The sequence below is a fragment of the Mycolicibacterium nivoides genome (assembly GCF_003855255.1).
In the GTDB taxonomy this organism is placed as follows: Bacteria; Actinomycetota; Actinomycetes; order Mycobacteriales; family Mycobacteriaceae; genus Mycobacterium; species Mycobacterium nivoides.
Genome location: NZ_CP034072.1, coordinates 1090382 through 1107629, shown reverse-complemented (window position 1 = coordinate 1107629; position 17248 = coordinate 1090382). Strand labels below are relative to the sequence as shown.

Here is a 17248-nt window from a genome sequence, read left to right as displayed (position 1 = left end):
GTCGGCATGGTAGATCGTGGCCGGCCTTCGGGGCCGGGCCACCGTGCCATCGATTCGAGTAAGGTCCGTTGATGTGTGGATCACCGTCCTTGGCCTTGCCATCGCGGTGAACTTCGAGCCGATCCGGCTCGGTCTGATCACTCTGGCGCTCGGCAGGCCGAGGCCTGCGCTGCAGCTGATGGCATTCCTGTCCGGCAGCTTTCTCATGAGCGTCACGGCGGGGCTGATCGTGTTGTTCGTGGTGCGTCCCGCGATGCTGGGGGCTCCGCAGTTCAGCACCGCGAAGGTTCAGATCGCGTTCGGTGTGGTCGCGGTGCTCGCGGCGGCCGTGTTGGCGAGCAAGGTGCCGCTCGGCCAGTTCTCCCGCACTCCCGATGCCGCGGGCGAGCCTCGACTTCCGGGCCAGACTCGGACTGTCGCGTTTGTGACCTCCAAGGTCAAGAACCTGGTAGGTGGCAGCTCACCCTGGTTCTCGGGAGCGATGGGTTTGGCAATCGCCCTGCCCTCCATCGACTATCTGGCCCTGCTGGTCCTGATCGCCACGTCCGGAGCCACACCGTCGCTCCAGCTGGGCCTGCTCATCACCTTCGTCGCGGTCGCCAATACTGTCGTGGCCATTCCCATCGCCAGTTTCCTGGTGGCGCCCGCCGCGACCCGTGCCCGGTTGGAGGCCATGCGAGCCTGGGTCCACACCCGCACCCGGCGGGACGTCGCGTTGATCCTGACGCTGGCCGGAACGGCGCTTGTCGCACTTGGTGCGGCGGGGCTGTGAACATTCGAAACCACTATGATCGAAAGACATTCCAATCGAGGGAGCACTCGGTGAATTTCCCGCACAGGCTGCTGAGAGCGGCCGGGGTCGCCACGGTCGGCGCTGCCATGTACGCACTCGCGTGCGGCGTCGCACACGCGGATCCCGTCGATCCGCAGGCGATCGAGAACGCCGCGAACCGCGACGCCCAGAACGACGCACCGATGCTGCAGTGCCCGACGTGTACACCGGAAGTGCAACAGGTACTGGCACAGGTCGGCCCGATTCCGGAACCGGGACCGTGGCCGTCCGACCTGCCGGCTCCGGTCCAGGTGAGCGTGCCGGTGTCGGTCGGTCCGCCGGGGCTTCCCCTGCCTGCGCTGCCCGGGTTGGGCCTGCCGGGGCCTCAACTGCCGTCTCCGCAGGACCTGCCGCCACCTCCGCCGCCGCCGGGATTGCCGCCACCCCCGCCGCCGCCGGGATTGCCACCCCCGCCATGGCCGTTCGGGTAGCCGGCACGAACGACTACCTCGTAACGGCTACCTCGTGGAGCCACCACCGGGAGCCAGGCCCAGCGGGATCAGCATGAATCCGAGTGCCACGAGGGGAAACAGACGCACTGCGCGTTTCGGCGGCGTCTCGTCGATCTCGGGTCGCCCGTTCGCGTACAGGACGTAGACCACCACCACGTCGAACGCGACGACGAGAAGCCAGCGGGTCCAGTCGACACCGGTGATGAACAGCGGCACCATCAGCAACGCACCCGCGGCAGGCAGGGCGTACCGACCGTTCAGCTCGCCGACGAAGCTGCGCAGGGATACCCCGGAGAAGTAACTCACCGCGCGGAGCGTCAGGGCAACCCCCACGGCACCCAACACGAACGATCCGACCAGCGCGGGCAGTCCGACCGCGGCCACCTCTCTCATCCCGTCGGTGACGGTGTGATCGAAGGTGGACAGATACCAGCCGCAAACCCAGTCGTGGTAATCCGCGTCGCTGTGCACGGCACCGGTGAAGTAGGCGATCAGGTCAGGGAAGGACTTGATCGACGCGAACGGCGTCTCGATCATGCGGTGCGGGACCGTGCCGCACACCTTGCCGCTGACATCGTGATTGGCGAACGCCGCCACGATCAGCGCGACGATCAGACCTGGTCCGATGGCCAGGGCGGCGCTGAGGCGTTGCGCTGACGCGGCCAGCCCGCGGCCGAGGACCAGGATCGCCAGGATCGCGCCCAACCCGAACTCCAGCGCCATGCCCTCGTGCATCAGGGCGAGCACGGCGATGACCGCCCCGAACAGCCCACAGCGCAACACCATTGACCGTGCCCTGGAGACCGTCGTGAGCGCCAGGCACAGGACGATGAGGGCGACCGCCCCGAAGAGATCGGGGCGGGCCGAGTACACGGCGTACGGGATTCCGAACGGCAGCACGGCGAGTAGCAGCGCCACCATGATGCGGCGTTCAGACCGACGCTTCCTGAGCAGCTTGTACGCCAGGGCGGCGAGGCCGAGCACGTACACCGCCGTCGAGATCCACCGCATGAGGTAGGCGTTGGTGAAAAACCCTGCGTCAGAAACATTTCCGACGATCTCCCCGGCGAGACCGCGCCGGGTGAAGCCGAAGCGGTAGTCGACCACGTAGTACGAGATCAGGTAGTGGTCGATGGGAACGACCGACGCCGCGATGTAGACGATGGCCAGCGTCCAGGCAGTGATCAGCAGCGCGACGCCTGCGTAGACGGCCACCCGGCCACCGCCCGGGCCCGACGACGAGAGTAGTCGGGCCCGTCGCTCAGATACCGACCCGACCACTAGCTGACGGGAACCTTCGCATCGACGCGGCTGAAGCTGCCCTCGCGGTACTTCTGCACACATGCCGAACGCCTGGTCTTGCCGCTCGTGGTGATGGGAATCGAGCCCGGGGAAACCAGCACCACATCGGCGACTGCCACCCCGTGCGCCGTTGACACCACCGAGGCGACTTCGCCTTTCACGGTCCGATGATGCTCGGCGACGGCATCGGCATCGTCGCCCTTGTTCTTGACCTCTGCGACCACCACCAACGTTTCCGTCGCATCGTCCGGGACGGCGACCGCGGCCACCCGACCACGAGTGATCACCTGCACCGAAGCCTCGATGTCGTCGGGGTAGAGGTTGCGTCCGCGGATGATCAGCAGATCCTTCATGCGGCCGATGATGAACAGCTCACCGTCGGACACGAAGCCCAGATCCCCTGTGCGCAACCACTTGTCGGTCGGTACATCGGCCGGTGCGTCGACGATGCTGCCGCCGAAGGTCTGCTCGGTCTCGTTGGGCTTGTTCCAGTATCCGGCGGAGACGTTCTCGCCGTGCACCCAGATCTCGCCGATCGTGCCCGCCTGGCACTCGGTCCGAAGCTCGGGTTCGACGATGCGCACCAACGGTGAATCCGGTGTGCCGTAACTGATCAAAGCCGTTCCGTTGCCGCACCGTTCGGCGTGGCCGGCTGACAGTTTCTCCGGCTCGAACTGCGCGACCAGCGGAGGCTGCCCCGGCGATCTGGTCGCCACGTACAGCGTCGCCTCGGCGAGACCGTAGGAGGGGCGGATCACCGCCGGGCGAAGGTTGAAGCGCGCGAAACGATCCGCAAAACGGCGCACCGTCACCTCGTGCACCCGCTCGGCGCCGCTCATGATGCTCAGGACGTTGCCGAAATCGCACCCGGCCAGGTCCTCGTCGCTGGTGCGGGCGGCTGCCAGGTCGAAGGCGAAATTGGGGGCCGCGGTCAGCGCGTGCGGGTGGGTACCCACCTGCTGCAGCCACCGTGCGGGCCGCGCCAGGAACGACAGCGGGCTCATCACGACGGTCCGCCAGCCACCGAGGATCGGTGCGCACACCCCCAGCAGCAACCCCATGTCGTGATAGAAGGGCAACCACGACACCACGGTGCTGTCGGCGGGCGGTACGCGGTCGTAGTCCGAGTAGAAGCCGCCCATCATCTGTTCGAAATTGGCCGTCAGATTGCGGTTCGACACCATGACGCCGGCAGGGGTGCGGGTGGAACCCGACGTGTACTGGAGATAGGCGGTTTCGGGCAGGGTCTCCCGCTTGAGGCGTCCGCCGCTGCGCGCATCCAGGTCGAGGGCGTCCACCTCGATCACGACGGGAGCGACGCCGCCTGCGTCGGCCTGCGCGTACGGTGCGACATCGCCGGCCACCGCGGATGTGGTGAGAAGCACGGTCGGCGCCGCATCCCGCAGCACCGCGCCCACCCGCTCGTCGTGCGCCCCGGCCATCGGCGTCGACAGCGGGACCGCGATCAGACCCGCCTCCATCGCCCCCAGGAACGCGACGATGTACTCCAGGCTCTGCGGAGCCAGGATCAAGGCGCGGTCCCCCACCGACGCATGCTCGCGCAGCACCACGGCGAGGTTCTTCACCCGGCGATACATCTGCGCCCAGGTCAGCGTCTCCTCGACGCCGTCCCAGCTGTGGTCGTAGTCGACGTAGGTAAACGCAGGTTCGTTCGGCTGCACACTTGCGCGCTCCCGCAGCACGGCAGTCAGAGAAGATGCGATCACGTGAAATACCTTTCGTGCTCGACGGACTGCATTCGCAGACCTGTCGATGTGGTGATATCCAGACCGCGACGGCACGTCGCGGGCATTGGTCCGGCGGCCATCACACGACCGTCCCGGTGAGGTCGAATTCCCCCAGAACCTGAGTGGCAACGTCGCGCAGCCAGGCCTTCGTATTCTCGGCACCGGGCTGGTAGCCGACTATCGAGATCGAGATCTTCGCACCGAGCCGGCCGGACACCAGGACCAGATGCCCTCCGGCGCGGATGATGTCGCGTTCGATGACATTCTGGTCGACCCCGCGCATCACCACGTACTCCGCGTCGGTGCCGTCGACCCTGCTGAAGGCCGGGTCCAACTCCCCCATGTTCGAGCAGGACACCGGCAGGCCGGCCGCGCCGACGAAGGCGTCCGACAACCGGGTCATCGCCCGTTTCGGGACGAACGGAATCAACGGCAGGAACATCGCGGTCTCGTCCGGCGTATCGCGCCGCTCGGCGATCGCGGCCCTGATCGATGTCCGCGCTGATGACAGATCGGAGGTCACCACCGTGGGATCCACACCGACGTTGCCTATCGTCATCGCGTTGGCACGGGTGTCGTCGAGGCCACGGTCGCTCAGCGCGAGCAGCAGATTGACCGCGCCGTCCTCACCGCCCCGCCGCTCCATGTGCGCACCGAGTCGTGCGGCGAAACCGGCCAGCATCGAGTACGAGTTTCCGCCAAGTGATTTCGCGCGTGCGTCCCACCGCTCGACATCGATGAACAGCGATATCGCCGGTACGGTCACCACCCGTTCGCTTCCGGCGTCACCGATGCTCTCGGCGGTAGAAGCCGGCGGCGCCAGCTCATCCCGGCGCCGGATGATCAACCTCGCAGCGGCCCCGACGGTGCGGAACACTTCTGGCAGGTCGCGCACGGTCGCCGCGGCATCCATGCGTGCGGCGCGCAGCCAGGCTCGAGCCGTCTTCGAACGGGCCGGCGGATAGCCGAAGTTCAGGGATTCCCCCTTGGCCGCAAATATGACCGAGACGATGCCCGCGACACCGTCTGCCATGCAGTGCGACGCCACCAGGCTGACCGCCGTCGAACCGTCCGTCATCGGCAGTACAGCGAGCCGCCAGCCCGGCCCTCGCTCGGGGTCGATCGGTCGTGCGGCCTGCTCATCGGTCCAATCGCTGAGGCCAGCACGGGGTCTCGGCTCGGACTCGATATCCATGGCGAGCTCGGTACCGGGTGCCGAGATCCACCGATGGCGGCCGAAGGGCAGCGGTGACCGCTCGACCAGACGACCGGCGAAGGTCCCGCCCAGATGGTGGTGGAAGCGCCGCAGGGCATCGAGATCCACCGGGTGTTCGTAGATCCACAGACACTGCATGAGTTGCGCACGGTTGCCCGCCCGCATCGCGTCGAACATCGCCTGGTCCAGATAGGCCAGCCGATTGTCTTTTCCCGTAACGGTGTTCGCGTTGTGCATCGGTCAGCCTTCGACCTGCCGAATGCCGGTCAAGCCGAACTCACCCAATACGTGCAGGACATGCTCACGCAGGCTCTGTTTGGTGTTCACCGCACCGGGCTCGTAACCCACCACCGTGATCGAGATCTGGCCACCGATGCGGCCCGACGCAACTGTCAGCAGCCCACGCCGCTGTTCCAGCAATTTTCGTGGGATCCGTCCGTTGATGCCCCGAAGCAACACGTACGCGCAGTCGCTGCCGTCAGCACGGCCCAGAGTCGGGTCCAGATCGCCGAGATTCGTGCAGGACACCGGTAGGTCGGCGAAGCCGAACAACACGTCGGCGCCTCGTTTCACGGCGACCTTGGGCACGAACGGGATCAGCGGGAGCAGTTCCAGCGACTCGTCGGGTTCGTCCCGGCGTTTCTTGAAGCCCGCCCGGATCGCTGCCCGCGCATCGGACAGATTCGTCGTCACGGGCGCCGGATTCACCGCGATGCTGTCCAGGGATACCGCGTTGGCCCGCGTGTCGCCCTCTGCCCGGTCGGCGATGGGAATCAGCAGGCTGACCGCACCGTCGTCGACTCGCTGTCGGCCCAGACGCGCGCCGAGCCTCGCCGCGAACCCGGCCAGCAGTGAATGCGAATTCCCCTGCAATTCCTCCGCGCGGCGATCCCATTCGTCGAGATCGATGAATACCGATATGGCCGGCACCTGCACTTCGGCGTCGGGGTCACCGGCGTAGGCCAACTGTGGCGGCGGAGCCGAGCGGCTGATGTCGTTGCGGCGGCGGTACGCCAGCCGAATCGTCTTCGCCACCGTTCGCGCGACCTCGGGCAGGCTCCGAAGCGTGTCGCGGGCATCCGATTTCAGCGCACGCGACCTGGTGCGGGATTGCGGCATCGGATAGCCGAGCTCTCGCCTGATGCCCTTGATGGCATCGATGATCGTGAGCACGGCACCCATGCCGTCGGTGAGGCAGTGGGAGATCTCGAGACTGATCGCGGTGGACCCGTCGGTCATCGGCAGCACCCCGAGGCGCCAGCCGGGGCCGGTCTCCGGGTCGATCGGCAGACCTGCACGCTCGTCCGCCCAGTCCGTGAGTTCCGTTCGCGGACGGGCGGACTGTTCAATGTCCAACGGTGCCGCGGGGCCCGTGGCGGCGACCCAACGATGCCGGCCGAACGGTAGCGGCGAGGTTTCGATTCGCCGGCCGAACAGCCCGAACCCGAGGTTCTCGTGCAGCTTTCGCACCGCATCGAGGTCTACGGGGCGCTCGTACACCCACACCATCTGCGCCATCGATTCTTCGCCCGTGGCGCGCAGCGCCAAGAACATGGCCTGGTCGGTGTAGTCGAGTCGGTTGTCCGGGTGCACCGCTGGATCAGGCGATGCGGAGCCAACGTTCGCGTCCGGTGCACCGTGCAGCACTGCCACTGGTCGAACCTCCTGCCCCACCGATCAACTCACCGTCGAGCTCAGCGCTGCCAGCGCAGGCAGCGAGCTGCTCGAGACGGTGCCCACACGTCCGGCCACGACTTCCAGGTACTCGGCCTTCATCGCCTCGACGTACCGCAGCGCCGATTCCCGGGCGACGGCGTTGTTGGGGTAGGCGACCGTCACGGTGGTTCCCCTGCCCAGCCGGTTCACCCACATTCCGACCTGGTGCGCATCACCGGCATCGGCGAAGACGCGACCGTTGAGCTGATTCCACTCCGCGATGATCGCGGGCGACAGCGGCGGGAGCCCCGCATCAAGGTACGACAGCATGGGAACACCGGAGGACGGCTTTCGCACACCGGCCGCGGCACCGAGTTCCAAAACGAGGTCGAACGGCACATTCGCCAGATCGATACGGGAGTCGAATGATTCCTGCGCCGCCCGGGCGATCGCGCCGAACGACGATCCCGCCACCGGCACACTGATCGGGACCAGTCCGGTGAACCATCCGGTGGTCATGTACTCGGCCGGCGTTCTGCGGGTGGTCGTGGGTGTGATCACGTGGTACATCCCCGCACCGGTGATCTTGTGATCGGCCATTGCCGCGCAGGCGAAAACGCCACCGCTGAACCGGGTGCCCTCCGCGGCGCATACGGCTTCGAATCGCTCGGTCTGATCGTCGTCGAGCAATTGCACCGTCAGCAGCGCTCCGCCACAGGCCTCCGCGTTGTCGCCGAGTGGCAACGGGAACGTCGGCAGGCTACCGGAATTGTGCTCGGCGAACTCGATCCACGTCCGCACCTCGGGCGAATCCACCGTGAGTCCGGTGGTGTACTCCCGCTGACGGATGCAGTAGTCGTGATAGCTGCCCGCTTCCGGTAGCTGCAACGGCGCGCCACCGCCGACCAGAGCCGCGTACATCATGTGGATCTCGACGAACAGGGCCCCCATGAACATCGCGTCCGCGTGGACGTGGTCGACGCTCAGGTAGAACGTGAAGTGGTCCGATCGCTGGATGATCCCGAAACGAAAGCAGTCCCACTGCAGCGGATCCGGCGTTGCGAGCAGATGCGAGCGCCAATCCTCCGCGGCCATCTCGGCGAGGTTCTTCGGGGTGAACCTGATATCGCGGGCGTTGGCCAACGTGCGGCGGACGAACCCGCCCGCGCCGTCATCCTCGAACCGGCTGTGGAACGTGTCGTGCCGCCGCAGGTAGGCGTTGATGACGTGGGTCATCGCGCGGATGTCGCACTGCCCCGCAATGTTCCACGACGGGATGTTCAACCGCGCCATGTTGCGCCCATTCGCGGCGTGATCGCGGTATGCGTGCAGATGCTGCGCCTGCTGATAGCTGACCGGCACCGTGCTGATCGGGGCCTCGGCGACTTTGGCGAGCGTCGCAGCCGAGGGCTCCCACGAGACAACCGTGCCCGGCGCATCGACCCAGTCGTGGATTGCTTCGAAGGCGACCATGTGTCTCCTAGCTCTACTTCCGGATCATCATGACGGTGTCGAAGCAGTTGCTTCGGCGGCCAACGTTTCGCTCAAGCTCTCGGCAAGGGCCCGAATGGTGGTGATGCCCATCGGGCTGATCCGAATACCGGTCTCGGTTTCGATCCGGGTACGCAGCTCGAGGTTGCCGAGGGAATCCAGCCCGTACTCCGACAACGGGCGGTCGGGATCGACCGATCGCCGCAGAATCAGGCTGATCGAATCCGAGATGAGCCGGCGCAGCCGGGCAGCCCATTCTTCGGTCGGCATCGACCGCAATTCGGCGAGGAACTGGCTGCCACCCGCGCGCCCCTTGTCGAGGTTCCGGAACGCTTCGGCGAACGGCCGGGTCTGCGCGAACGACGCCAACCATGGCGCACCCGCCACCGGCGCATAGCCGGTGTGAGTCCGATCGTGGCGGAGCAGCGAGTCGAACGCGTAGGCACCGTCGTCAGGCTGGATCGCCATGGCCTCGTCCTGCGCCAGGTTCTGCCCCTGCCCGATCTCGGACCAGGCTCCCCATGCGATCGCCGTCGCAGGCAGCCCCTGGGCCTTGCGCCAGTGGGCGAAGGCATCCAGCCAGCTGTTGGCCGACGCGTACGCCCCCTGGCCGGGCGAGCCGACCAAGGCTGCCGCCGAGGAGAACGAGCAGAACCAGTCCAGCGGTTGATCCGTCGTCGATTCGTGAAGATTCCAGGCACCCCGGACCTTCGGCGCCCAGTCACGCTCGATCAGTTCATCGGTGATCGAGTTCAGTGTCGCGTCCTCGACCACGGCGGCCGCGTGCAGAACGCCCCGCAGGGGCAGGCCGGTTGCCGTCGCCGCCGCCACCAGCCGCCGGGCAGTGGCCGGGTCCGCGATATCGCCGCGCTCCACCTCGACCTCGACACCGTGCGACCGAATCCGCCGGAGCACCGACTGCGCGGCGGGCCCGGGTGCCGATCGCCCGTTGAGAACGATGCGGCCGCAACCTGCTTCGGCCATCTTCTCGGCCAGGAACAGCCCGAGGCCGCTCAGACCGCCGGTGACGACGTACGAACCGTCGGCACGGAAGGTCTTGACTTCCGACGGGGGAACCACCGCGGGGTCCTGACCGCTGCGCGGCACGTCCAGTACCAGCTTTCCGGTGTGCTCGGCGGCCCCCATCACGCGGATGGCCGTGGCGCCGTCGGTCAGCGGGTAGTGCGTGGTTTCGGGCGCAGGCAGGACACCGTCGGCGATGTTCTGGTAGATCGTCGTCAACAGGTCACGCACGGTGTTGGGATCGGTGAGCGTCAACAACGCCAGATCCACCGCGTAGAAGGCCAGATTGCGCCGGAACGGGAACAAGCCGAGCCGGGTGTCTCCGTAGATGTCGCGCTTGCCGATCTCGACGAAGCGCCCGCCGAATGACAGCAGTTCCAAGCCGGCCCGTTGCGCGGCGCCCGGCAGTGAGTTGAGCACGATGTCGACGCCATAGCCATCGGTGTCGCGGCGGATCTGGTCCGCGAAATCGATGCTGCGGGAGTCATACACATGAGTGATACCCATGCCGCGCAGCAACTCTCGCCGATGTTGGCTTCCGGCGGTGGCGAAGATCTCGGCGCCTGCCGCACGGGCTATCGCAATGGCGGCCTGCCCGACTCCACCGGTGGCGGAGTGAATCAGCACCTTGTCACGCGACGAGATTCTGGCCAGGTTGTGCAGGCTGTACCACGCGGTGGCGTGCGCACTGGGCACCGCGGCCGCCTGTCCGGCGGTCAAGGACGGCGGCAGGGCGACCGCGAGGTTCGCGTCGCAGGTGATGTAGGTGGCCCACGCGCCATTGGTGGAGATACCGGCCACGAGGTCGCCTACCTCATGCTCGGTCACACCAGGTCCGACCGCCACGACCTCGCCGGCGTAGTCGGCACCGAGCTGCGGCATGCGTCCCTCGAAACTCGGGTACCGGCCCAGTGCCACAAGGACATCGGCGAAGTTGAGGTTCGATGCGCGTACCGCGACCTCGATCTGCCCGGGTCCGGGCTCCACTCGATCGACGGCGGCCAGTTCCAGCGACTGCAGGTCTCCGGGGGTACGGATCTGTAGCCGGACCCCGTCGCGCTGGTGGTCCACCACGGTGGACCGGAAGTCGTCCGAGCCCAACGGGCTGAGATTCAGGCGGGCCGCGTAGAAAGCCCCGTCCCGCCAAGCCGTCTCGTCCTCTTCGGATCCCGCCAGCACCTGGGCGGCCAACTGCCCGGCATCCGCGTGGCCGTCGAGATCGACCATCGTGGGATGCAGATGCGGGTGCTCGACCCCGATCACCCGGATCAGGCCGCGCAGACCAGCCTGGGCGAGGTTGGCCACGTCACCCTCGAGCACGGACTGCGCGTTCCGAGTCAGCAGATAGAGCCGGGGCGCACCAGAGGCTTCGGGCAGCAGGCGGGCGATGCGCACCAGCCGACGAACCTCGTCGGCGCCTTGCGACACCGCGGCCGAGCCAGACTCGACGGTCGGCTCCCCTCCAGCGAATACCACTACGGCCCCGATGTTCTCGTTCTCGAGGTGCGCTTCCAGCGCGGCTTGGGCAGCGGCATCGCCGGCGCCGGTGGGCCAGGCCATCTGACTGGCGGTGACACCCTGCGATGTCAGTGCCGCCACCAGGCCGCCCGACACCGGGTTGCCCGCTTCGGTCGTATCCACCACCAACACCGACCGGTTGCCGAAGTCACCGGCCTTCGGCGGGCTCGGCTGGATCCAGTCCACGGTCAGCAGGCGGTTGTTGAGCGTGTGATCGCGGCGGGAGGCTCCGGCGCGCGATCCGAGGCGCAGACCGTCGATCGTGACGAGAACGGCTCCGTGCTCGTCGAGGATCTCCAGATCCGCTTCCACCAACGCCTCGCCGACCTTCATGACCTGCGCAAGGCAGTAATGCGCCTGGCGGGTGGAGGCGTGCACGCGAATCCTGCGTACTCCCAGCGGCAGCAGCAATGCCCCGTTCGAGTCGTCACTGATCGCGGGATGCACGGCAACCGCCTGGAAGCACGCATCGAGGAGCGCCGGGTGGACGGAATAGGCGGACTGCTGCGAGCGAAGTGCCGGCGGCAGTGCGACTTCGGCGAGCACAGACCCTCCGGCCCCGGTTCCCGCCGAGACCAGGCCGGCGAATGCCGGACCGTACTGGATACCGTGCGCGGCAAACGATTCCCGCAGTTGCGCACCGTCCGTGCGGTCGGCGTGGGTAGCCAGCAGCACAGTGATGTCGCGACTCTGCGGCACCGGCCCCTCGCCGGTCTGCAGTCGCGCAGACGCGCGGCGGACCCGTTCGCCGTCACGGGTGGTTTCGATCCCGAATTCGGCAACGCCATCGGTGAGGACGGCCGCGGTGGTCGACACCACCGTCTGGTCGTCGAGCAGGAGCAGGTCATGGAACGCGAGGTCGGTCACCTCCGCGCCGTCACCGAGAACGCCTGCGGCGGCGGTCAACGCCATCTCGCAGTAGGCCGCGCCGGGCAGGGCTGCCACGTCGTGCACCCGGTGGTCGTCGAGCCATGGCTGCCCCGCGGTGCCGATGTCCGCCTGCCAGACGTGGCGTTCCTGGTCCTCGGGCAGCAGGACGTGTGCGCCGAGCAGCGGATGCACCGCGACGCTGTGGCCACCGTGGCCCAGCTGGTCCTGCCCTTCCCGGGCGAGCATCAGGGTGCGGTGGGTCCACGCCGGCAGCGGTGCCTCGACCAGGCGGCCGTCGGGATACAGCGCCGAGAAGTCCACGACCGCACCCGAATCGTGAAGGTCGCCGACGAGACCGCGCAGGCCCGAAGGCATCCCCTGCTCGCGCCGCATGCTGGCCAGGACCGCGGTCGACATGTCCAGGCTGCGGGCCGTCTGCTCGACGGCAAGGGTCAGCAGCGGATGCGGCGACAGTTCACCGAACACCCGGTAGCCGTCTTCGAGGGCGGCCTGCACCGCCGCGGCGAACCGCACGGTGTATCGCAGGTTGTCGGCCCAGTAGTCCGCGTCCCACATGGGTTCTTCGCGCGGGTCATACAGGGTGGACGAGTAGTACGGAACCGTCGGCGCCATCGGGGACAGATCCGCCAACTCGTCGGCCAGTTCATCGAGGATGGGGTCGACCTGGGGTGAATGCGAGGCCACCTCGACCGCCACCTCGCGGGCCAACAGGCCGCGCTTCTCCCAGCCTGCCACCAGGTTTCGGATCGACTCGGTTGCGCCGCCGACCACCGTCGACTGCGGCGAGGCCACCACCGACAGCACGACGTCGCCGACACCCTGAGCCGCGAGTTCGGAAAGCACCTGCGCCGCAGGCAGTTCCACCGAAGCCATCGCACCGGATCCGGCAATGCGCGCCATCAAACGCGACCGGCGGCAGATCAGCTTCACGCCGTCCTCGACCGACAGCGCACCCGCGACGACGGCTGCGGCGGCCTCCCCCATCGAATGGCCGATCACCGCGCCCGGGCTGACCCCGTACGCCTTCATCGTGGCAGCCAGCGCGACCTGCATCGCGAAGACCGTCGGCTGGACCCGGTCCATCCCGGTCACGACCTCGGAAGCCGACATCGCCTCGGTCACCGAGAACCCGGACTCGCGGGCGATGAGCGGCTCGAGTTCGGCCACGGTCGCCGCGAAGACGGGTTCGGCGGCCAGCAGGGAGGCGCCCATCCCGGCCCATTGCGATCCATGCCCGGAGAACACCCAGACCGGTCCACGGCCACCGGCAGCAACCGCGGGCTGGTACGGGGCGTCGCCGTCGGCCACCTCGCGAAAGGCCTTGATGAGTTCTTCCGGGCTGCCGGCCAGCACAGAGGTCCGGACGTCGCGGTGTCCGCGGCGACGCGCGAGCGTATAGCCGAGATCGGTGAGTTCGCCGGAGTCCGCCTGAGCGGCGACCCAGTCGGCCAGGCGACCCGCGGTCTGCCTGAGCGCCTCGGCCGAGCTCGCGGAGATGGTGAACAGCTTGGGGCCGTCCGCCGGGGCAAGTGTCGCGTCCCCGCCTTCGACGGTGACGGCGGGCGGGTACTCCGGTGCCTGTTCGACGATCGCGTGGACGTTGGTTCCGGAAAGGCCGTAGGACGACACAGCCGCTCGTCGCGGATGCCCGGCAGGCGCCGGCCACGGCACATTCGCCTGTGGCACGAACAGGTTTGTGTCGATCTCGGCCATCTGGTCGGGCAGCCGATTGAAATGCAGGCTCTGCGGAACGACCGCCTCCTGCAGGGCCAGCACGGCCTTGATCAGGCTGACGGTGCCCGATGCCGACTGAGTGTGGCCGAAGTTGGTCTTCGCCGAGCCGAGCGCGCACGGGCCGTCGGTGCCGTAGACGTGGGCCAGTCCGGCGTACTCGATCGGATCACCGACCGGAGTACCGGTCCCGTGTGCTTCGACCATCCCGATCGTGGCGGGATCAGTGGCCCCTGCGGCCAGCGCCGCCTGGTACACGGCCACCTGCGCATCACGGGACGGCGTGGCGATGTTGACGGTGCGCCCGTCCTGGTTGGCTGCCGTACCACGGATCACCGCGAGAACCCGGTCACCGTCCCGCAGCGCATCGGGAAGTCGCTTCAGCAGCACCATGCCGACGGCTTCGCCCGAAACGAAGCCGTCCGCGTCCACATCGAATGCGTGGCAACGACCTGTCGGGGACAGCATCCCCTGCGCGGAACCCGATGCCATCTTGCGTGGCTCCAGAACGACGTTGACTCCACCGGCCAGCGCGAGGTCACTCTCGCCGTCGTGGAGGCTGCGGCAGGCGTTGTGCACGGCGAGCAGTCCTGACGAGCAGGCGGAATCCACGGTGTAGGCCGGCCCGGTCGCGCCGAGCGCGTATGCGATGCGGCCGGACGCCATGCTGAAATTGCTTCCGGTGAAGCCGTACGGCCCGTCCAGAGCCTGGGCGTCCGCGGCCACCAATTGGTAGTCGGCGCCCGTCATGCCGACGAAGACGCCGGTCAACGATCCTGCGAGAGTGGCCGGGTCGATACCGCCGTGCTCAATGGCCTCCCAAGAGGTCTCGAGCAACAGACGCTGTTGGGGATCGAGCGCAATCGCCTCACGCTCGCCGATCCCGAAGAAGTCGGCGTCAAAACCACCGATGTCGTCGAGAAATCCACCCCACTTCGACACCGACCGGCCGGCAACCCCGGCTTCAGGGTCGTAGAACTCTTCGGCGTCCCATCGGTCGAGCGGAACCTCGGTGACCAGGTCGTCGCCCCGTAACAATGCATCCCACAACTTGGCAGGCGAGTCGATCCCGTTGGGTAGCCGGCATGCCATGCCGAGTACGGCAATCGGGGTCACTGGAGTCTCGACCAAGTCGGCTCAACCTCTCTCGGTGCGATCGATGAGCAAAGCTTCGATCAACGTACTTAGGACGTGGAAAAGAACGTGCGCTACGTCGCCATCGACGCACGGTACCGAATCCCCGTATCCGGTTCGAGTCGTTGCCAACGCGGGTCCGTAGCGTAGCGCGTGGCCCAACCTAGATGTTGGAAACATCTGATCGCAAAAATGATCACATGTTCGCTGGACGAACCCATTGTCGAAAACTGACAGCGGCAGTCGCTTTCCCCAGCGAGACCCCAGCAGGTCCGGCGACTTGTCCAGAAATTCGATGAATGCTCGTGCAGCCCAAGCTAATTGGGTCGCTTCTTCGAAGTCATCGCTCCGCGGCAGAAATTATCCCGCTAACTAGTGCCACGCCATTTTCGGGCAATCAAACACCTTTTCATGGGTTGTCCATCCCTTGAAGTCGGCGTTCAATTCGCGGCTCCCAGTTAATTCATAGGATACCTTCAATTAATTAGCTGGCCACTGGCACGCAAACTCCCGAAACCGTAGCTGAACCTCATTCATGTTCCGCTTACGCGCGTCCAGATAATGGTACGAATGTGTACCTATTAACCGCATTGGCTAATGGCGTTGGTTGACACCGCAACGTAACGACCAGCGCCGATCATGAATATCCGCAAAACGCTCGCAACCCCCAACGGCCGCGATGGGCCCATCAGGCAGCGAGGCCGAACGCGCTGAGACTCAGCGCACGCCACACCCGAACGCGTGAGGGAGCCCACTGCATGCATCGAAAAGCAAACCGACCTGGGTTAACGGCGGAGAAGCGCTGCGTAACCAGGAATGGTCTCCCATATCTGGGACACTGTGTGATACATATCACTGCAGCTGGAAACGCGGCGGCCGCCTCCGGCAGCCCACTGAGACCCACCGCTACGAACAAAGCCGACCTGACGGCATCCGTCAGGTCGGCTTGTATCGGGGTCGGCGCACTAGCCCGCCGCGGGCCGGGGTACCCGGTGCGGCGACGCACCGAGATCCGGTACGGCCGCGTATCCCCGCCCGCGGGCGCGGGCGACGTCCTTTCGGATCAGAGCGTTCAGACCGACGAAAGCAGCCATGTCGAGCACCATCGGCGTCAACAGCCGGTTGTGCACGAAGCCGATCGCCAGCCTGCTGGCCGGGTCCGCCCAGCCGACCGACCCACCGAGCCCCACGTGCCCGAATCCGGGCATCACCCCGAACGGGACCGAGTGATATCCGAGGTGGAAGCCGAGTGGCACCCCCAGATTGCGGTCCGGACGTAATCCGGGCGGACCGGTCAGCCCGGCCACGGTGCGCTCGGACAGGTATTCCGCGCCGTTGAAGCGGCCCCGGTTGGCGATCGCGCCGTACATCCTGGCCAGGCCACGGGCAGTTGCCACACCGTTGACCGCAGGCGCCTCGGAGTCCAGGAACGGAGTGTCGCCCTGAACCAGCGACATCACGCCGGGGAAGTACATCGAGCCGAAGGCCCGGGAGAAGTTCAGCGCAGCGACCCTCGGCGCAAGAAAGTCGAAGATATGGTTGGGCCAATGACGTTGTGGCAGAAGGATTTGCGCGGCCCGGGTGGGAGACCCCACCGGTGGGCGTCCCAGGTGAAGACCGTCTGTCCCCAGCGGTTCCGCCAACTCGACACGGAACAGCTCACGCATGCTCTGCCCGGTCACGGCACGGGCCAGACCTGACAACAACCAGCCGTAGGTCAGGGCGTGGTAAGCCGGCTTACCGAACAGAATCGAGTTGACCGGCGCGGCGGCAACCCGACCCTCCATCACCAGGTGATCCAGCAGATCGGCTTTGCTGACGCCATTGAGCTGAGACAGCCCGGCCTCGTGCGCCATCACCTGCCGCACCGTGATCGCGGATTTGCCGCTGGCCGCGAATTCAGGCCAGTACGCGCTCACCGGGCTGTCGTATTCGATCAGACCGCGGTCGACGAGCCGATGGATGACTGTCGAGGCCATTCCCTTTGTCGCGGAGAACACCATCGCGCCGGTGTCGGCCGTCCAATGTTGTGTACCGTCACGATCCGAATAGCCGGTCCAGACGTCGACGACCGGCGCTCCGTCCTGCAGAATCACCAGCGCCCCGCCGCCGTACTTCCGGCCTGGGAACAATTTCGAGAACCCGCGGACCGTACAGGAGAAGTTCCTGTCCGCCGCGCCTTGGACGCCGTGTGGGAGCGCCTCGTCGCGCACCCCGTTGTGATCGGTCACACACTCGAATTTACCTGGACCCC

The 17248-nt window shown here is 66.7% G+C and carries 9 protein-coding genes; 2 read left to right on the top strand and 7 right to left on the bottom strand.

The annotated features are described in order from the left end of the window. Positions 1 to 73 precede the first annotated feature (73 nt). Together EH231_RS05365 and EH231_RS33750 are read left to right on the top strand one after the other, a co-directional pair. On the top strand, positions 74 to 772 hold the full coding sequence (locus tag EH231_RS05365; protein WP_090425691.1) for a GAP family protein: 699 nt from the start codon (positions 74 to 76) through the stop codon (positions 770 to 772). A gap of 50 nt (positions 773 to 822) precedes the next feature. Further along, positions 823 to 1263: a hypothetical protein gene (locus tag EH231_RS33750; RefSeq protein WP_164480780.1), complete on the top strand. Its 441-nt coding sequence runs from the start codon at positions 823 to 825 to the stop codon at positions 1261 to 1263. Positions 1264 to 1290: 27 nt separating this feature from the next. Here the strand turns inward: EH231_RS33750 and EH231_RS05360 are convergent, their stop codons facing one another. The 7 genes from EH231_RS05360 to lipL all read right to left on the bottom strand — a co-directional run bounded on the left by EH231_RS05360 (position 1291) and on the right by lipL (position 17225). Continuing rightward, a complete protein-coding gene (locus EH231_RS05360) occupies positions 1291 to 2499 on the bottom strand; it encodes an Rv1490 family membrane protein (RefSeq protein ID WP_090425689.1) in 1209 nt (402 codons plus the stop codon). Positions 2500 to 2564: 65 nt separating this feature from the next. Beyond that, a complete protein-coding gene (locus EH231_RS05355; protein ID WP_124712020.1) occupies positions 2565 to 4313 on the bottom strand; it encodes an AMP-binding protein in 1749 nt (582 codons plus the stop codon). Positions 4314 to 4413: 100 nt separating this feature from the next. Further along, positions 4414 to 5787: a hypothetical protein gene (locus EH231_RS05350; protein WP_124712019.1), complete on the bottom strand. Its 1374-nt coding sequence runs from the start codon at positions 5785 to 5787 to the stop codon at positions 4414 to 4416. Between the two features lie 3 nt (positions 5788 to 5790). Then, complete coding sequence (locus EH231_RS05345) at positions 5791 to 7203, bottom strand: hypothetical protein (RefSeq protein WP_234927135.1); 1413 nt, start codon at positions 7201 to 7203, stop codon at positions 5791 to 5793. A gap of 24 nt (positions 7204 to 7227) precedes the next feature. After that, positions 7228 to 8679: a condensation domain-containing protein gene (locus EH231_RS05340; protein WP_090425680.1), complete on the bottom strand. Its 1452-nt coding sequence runs from the start codon at positions 8677 to 8679 to the stop codon at positions 7228 to 7230. 27 nt (positions 8680 to 8706) lie between these two features. Then, on the bottom strand, positions 8707 to 14952 hold the full coding sequence (gene pks2 / locus EH231_RS05335) for a sulfolipid-1 biosynthesis phthioceranic/hydroxyphthioceranic acid synthase (RefSeq protein WP_234940289.1): 6246 nt from the start codon (positions 14950 to 14952) through the stop codon (positions 8707 to 8709). Between the two features lie 1007 nt (positions 14953 to 15959). After that, the gene (lipL, locus tag EH231_RS05330) at positions 15960 to 17225 is read right to left on the bottom strand and encodes an esterase/beta-lactamase LipL (RefSeq protein ID WP_124712017.1); all 1266 of its coding nucleotides are present in this window, start codon (positions 17223 to 17225) and stop codon (positions 15960 to 15962) included. Positions 17226 to 17248: the final 23 nt, after the last annotated feature.

What these genes read in the sequence shown, in the direction of transcription:
- EH231_RS05350 (WP_124712019.1), bottom strand. Translation starts at nt 5,787, where the DNA reads ATGCACAACGCGAACACCGTTACGGGAAAAGACAATCGGCTGGCCTAT.
- EH231_RS05340 (WP_090425680.1), bottom strand. Translation starts at nt 8,679, where the DNA reads ATGGTCGCCTTCGAAGCAATCCACGACTGGGTCGATGCGCCGGGCACG.
- pks2 (WP_234940289.1), bottom strand. Translation starts at nt 14,952, where the DNA reads ATGGCATGCCGGCTACCCAACGGGATCGACTCGCCTGCCAAGTTGTGG.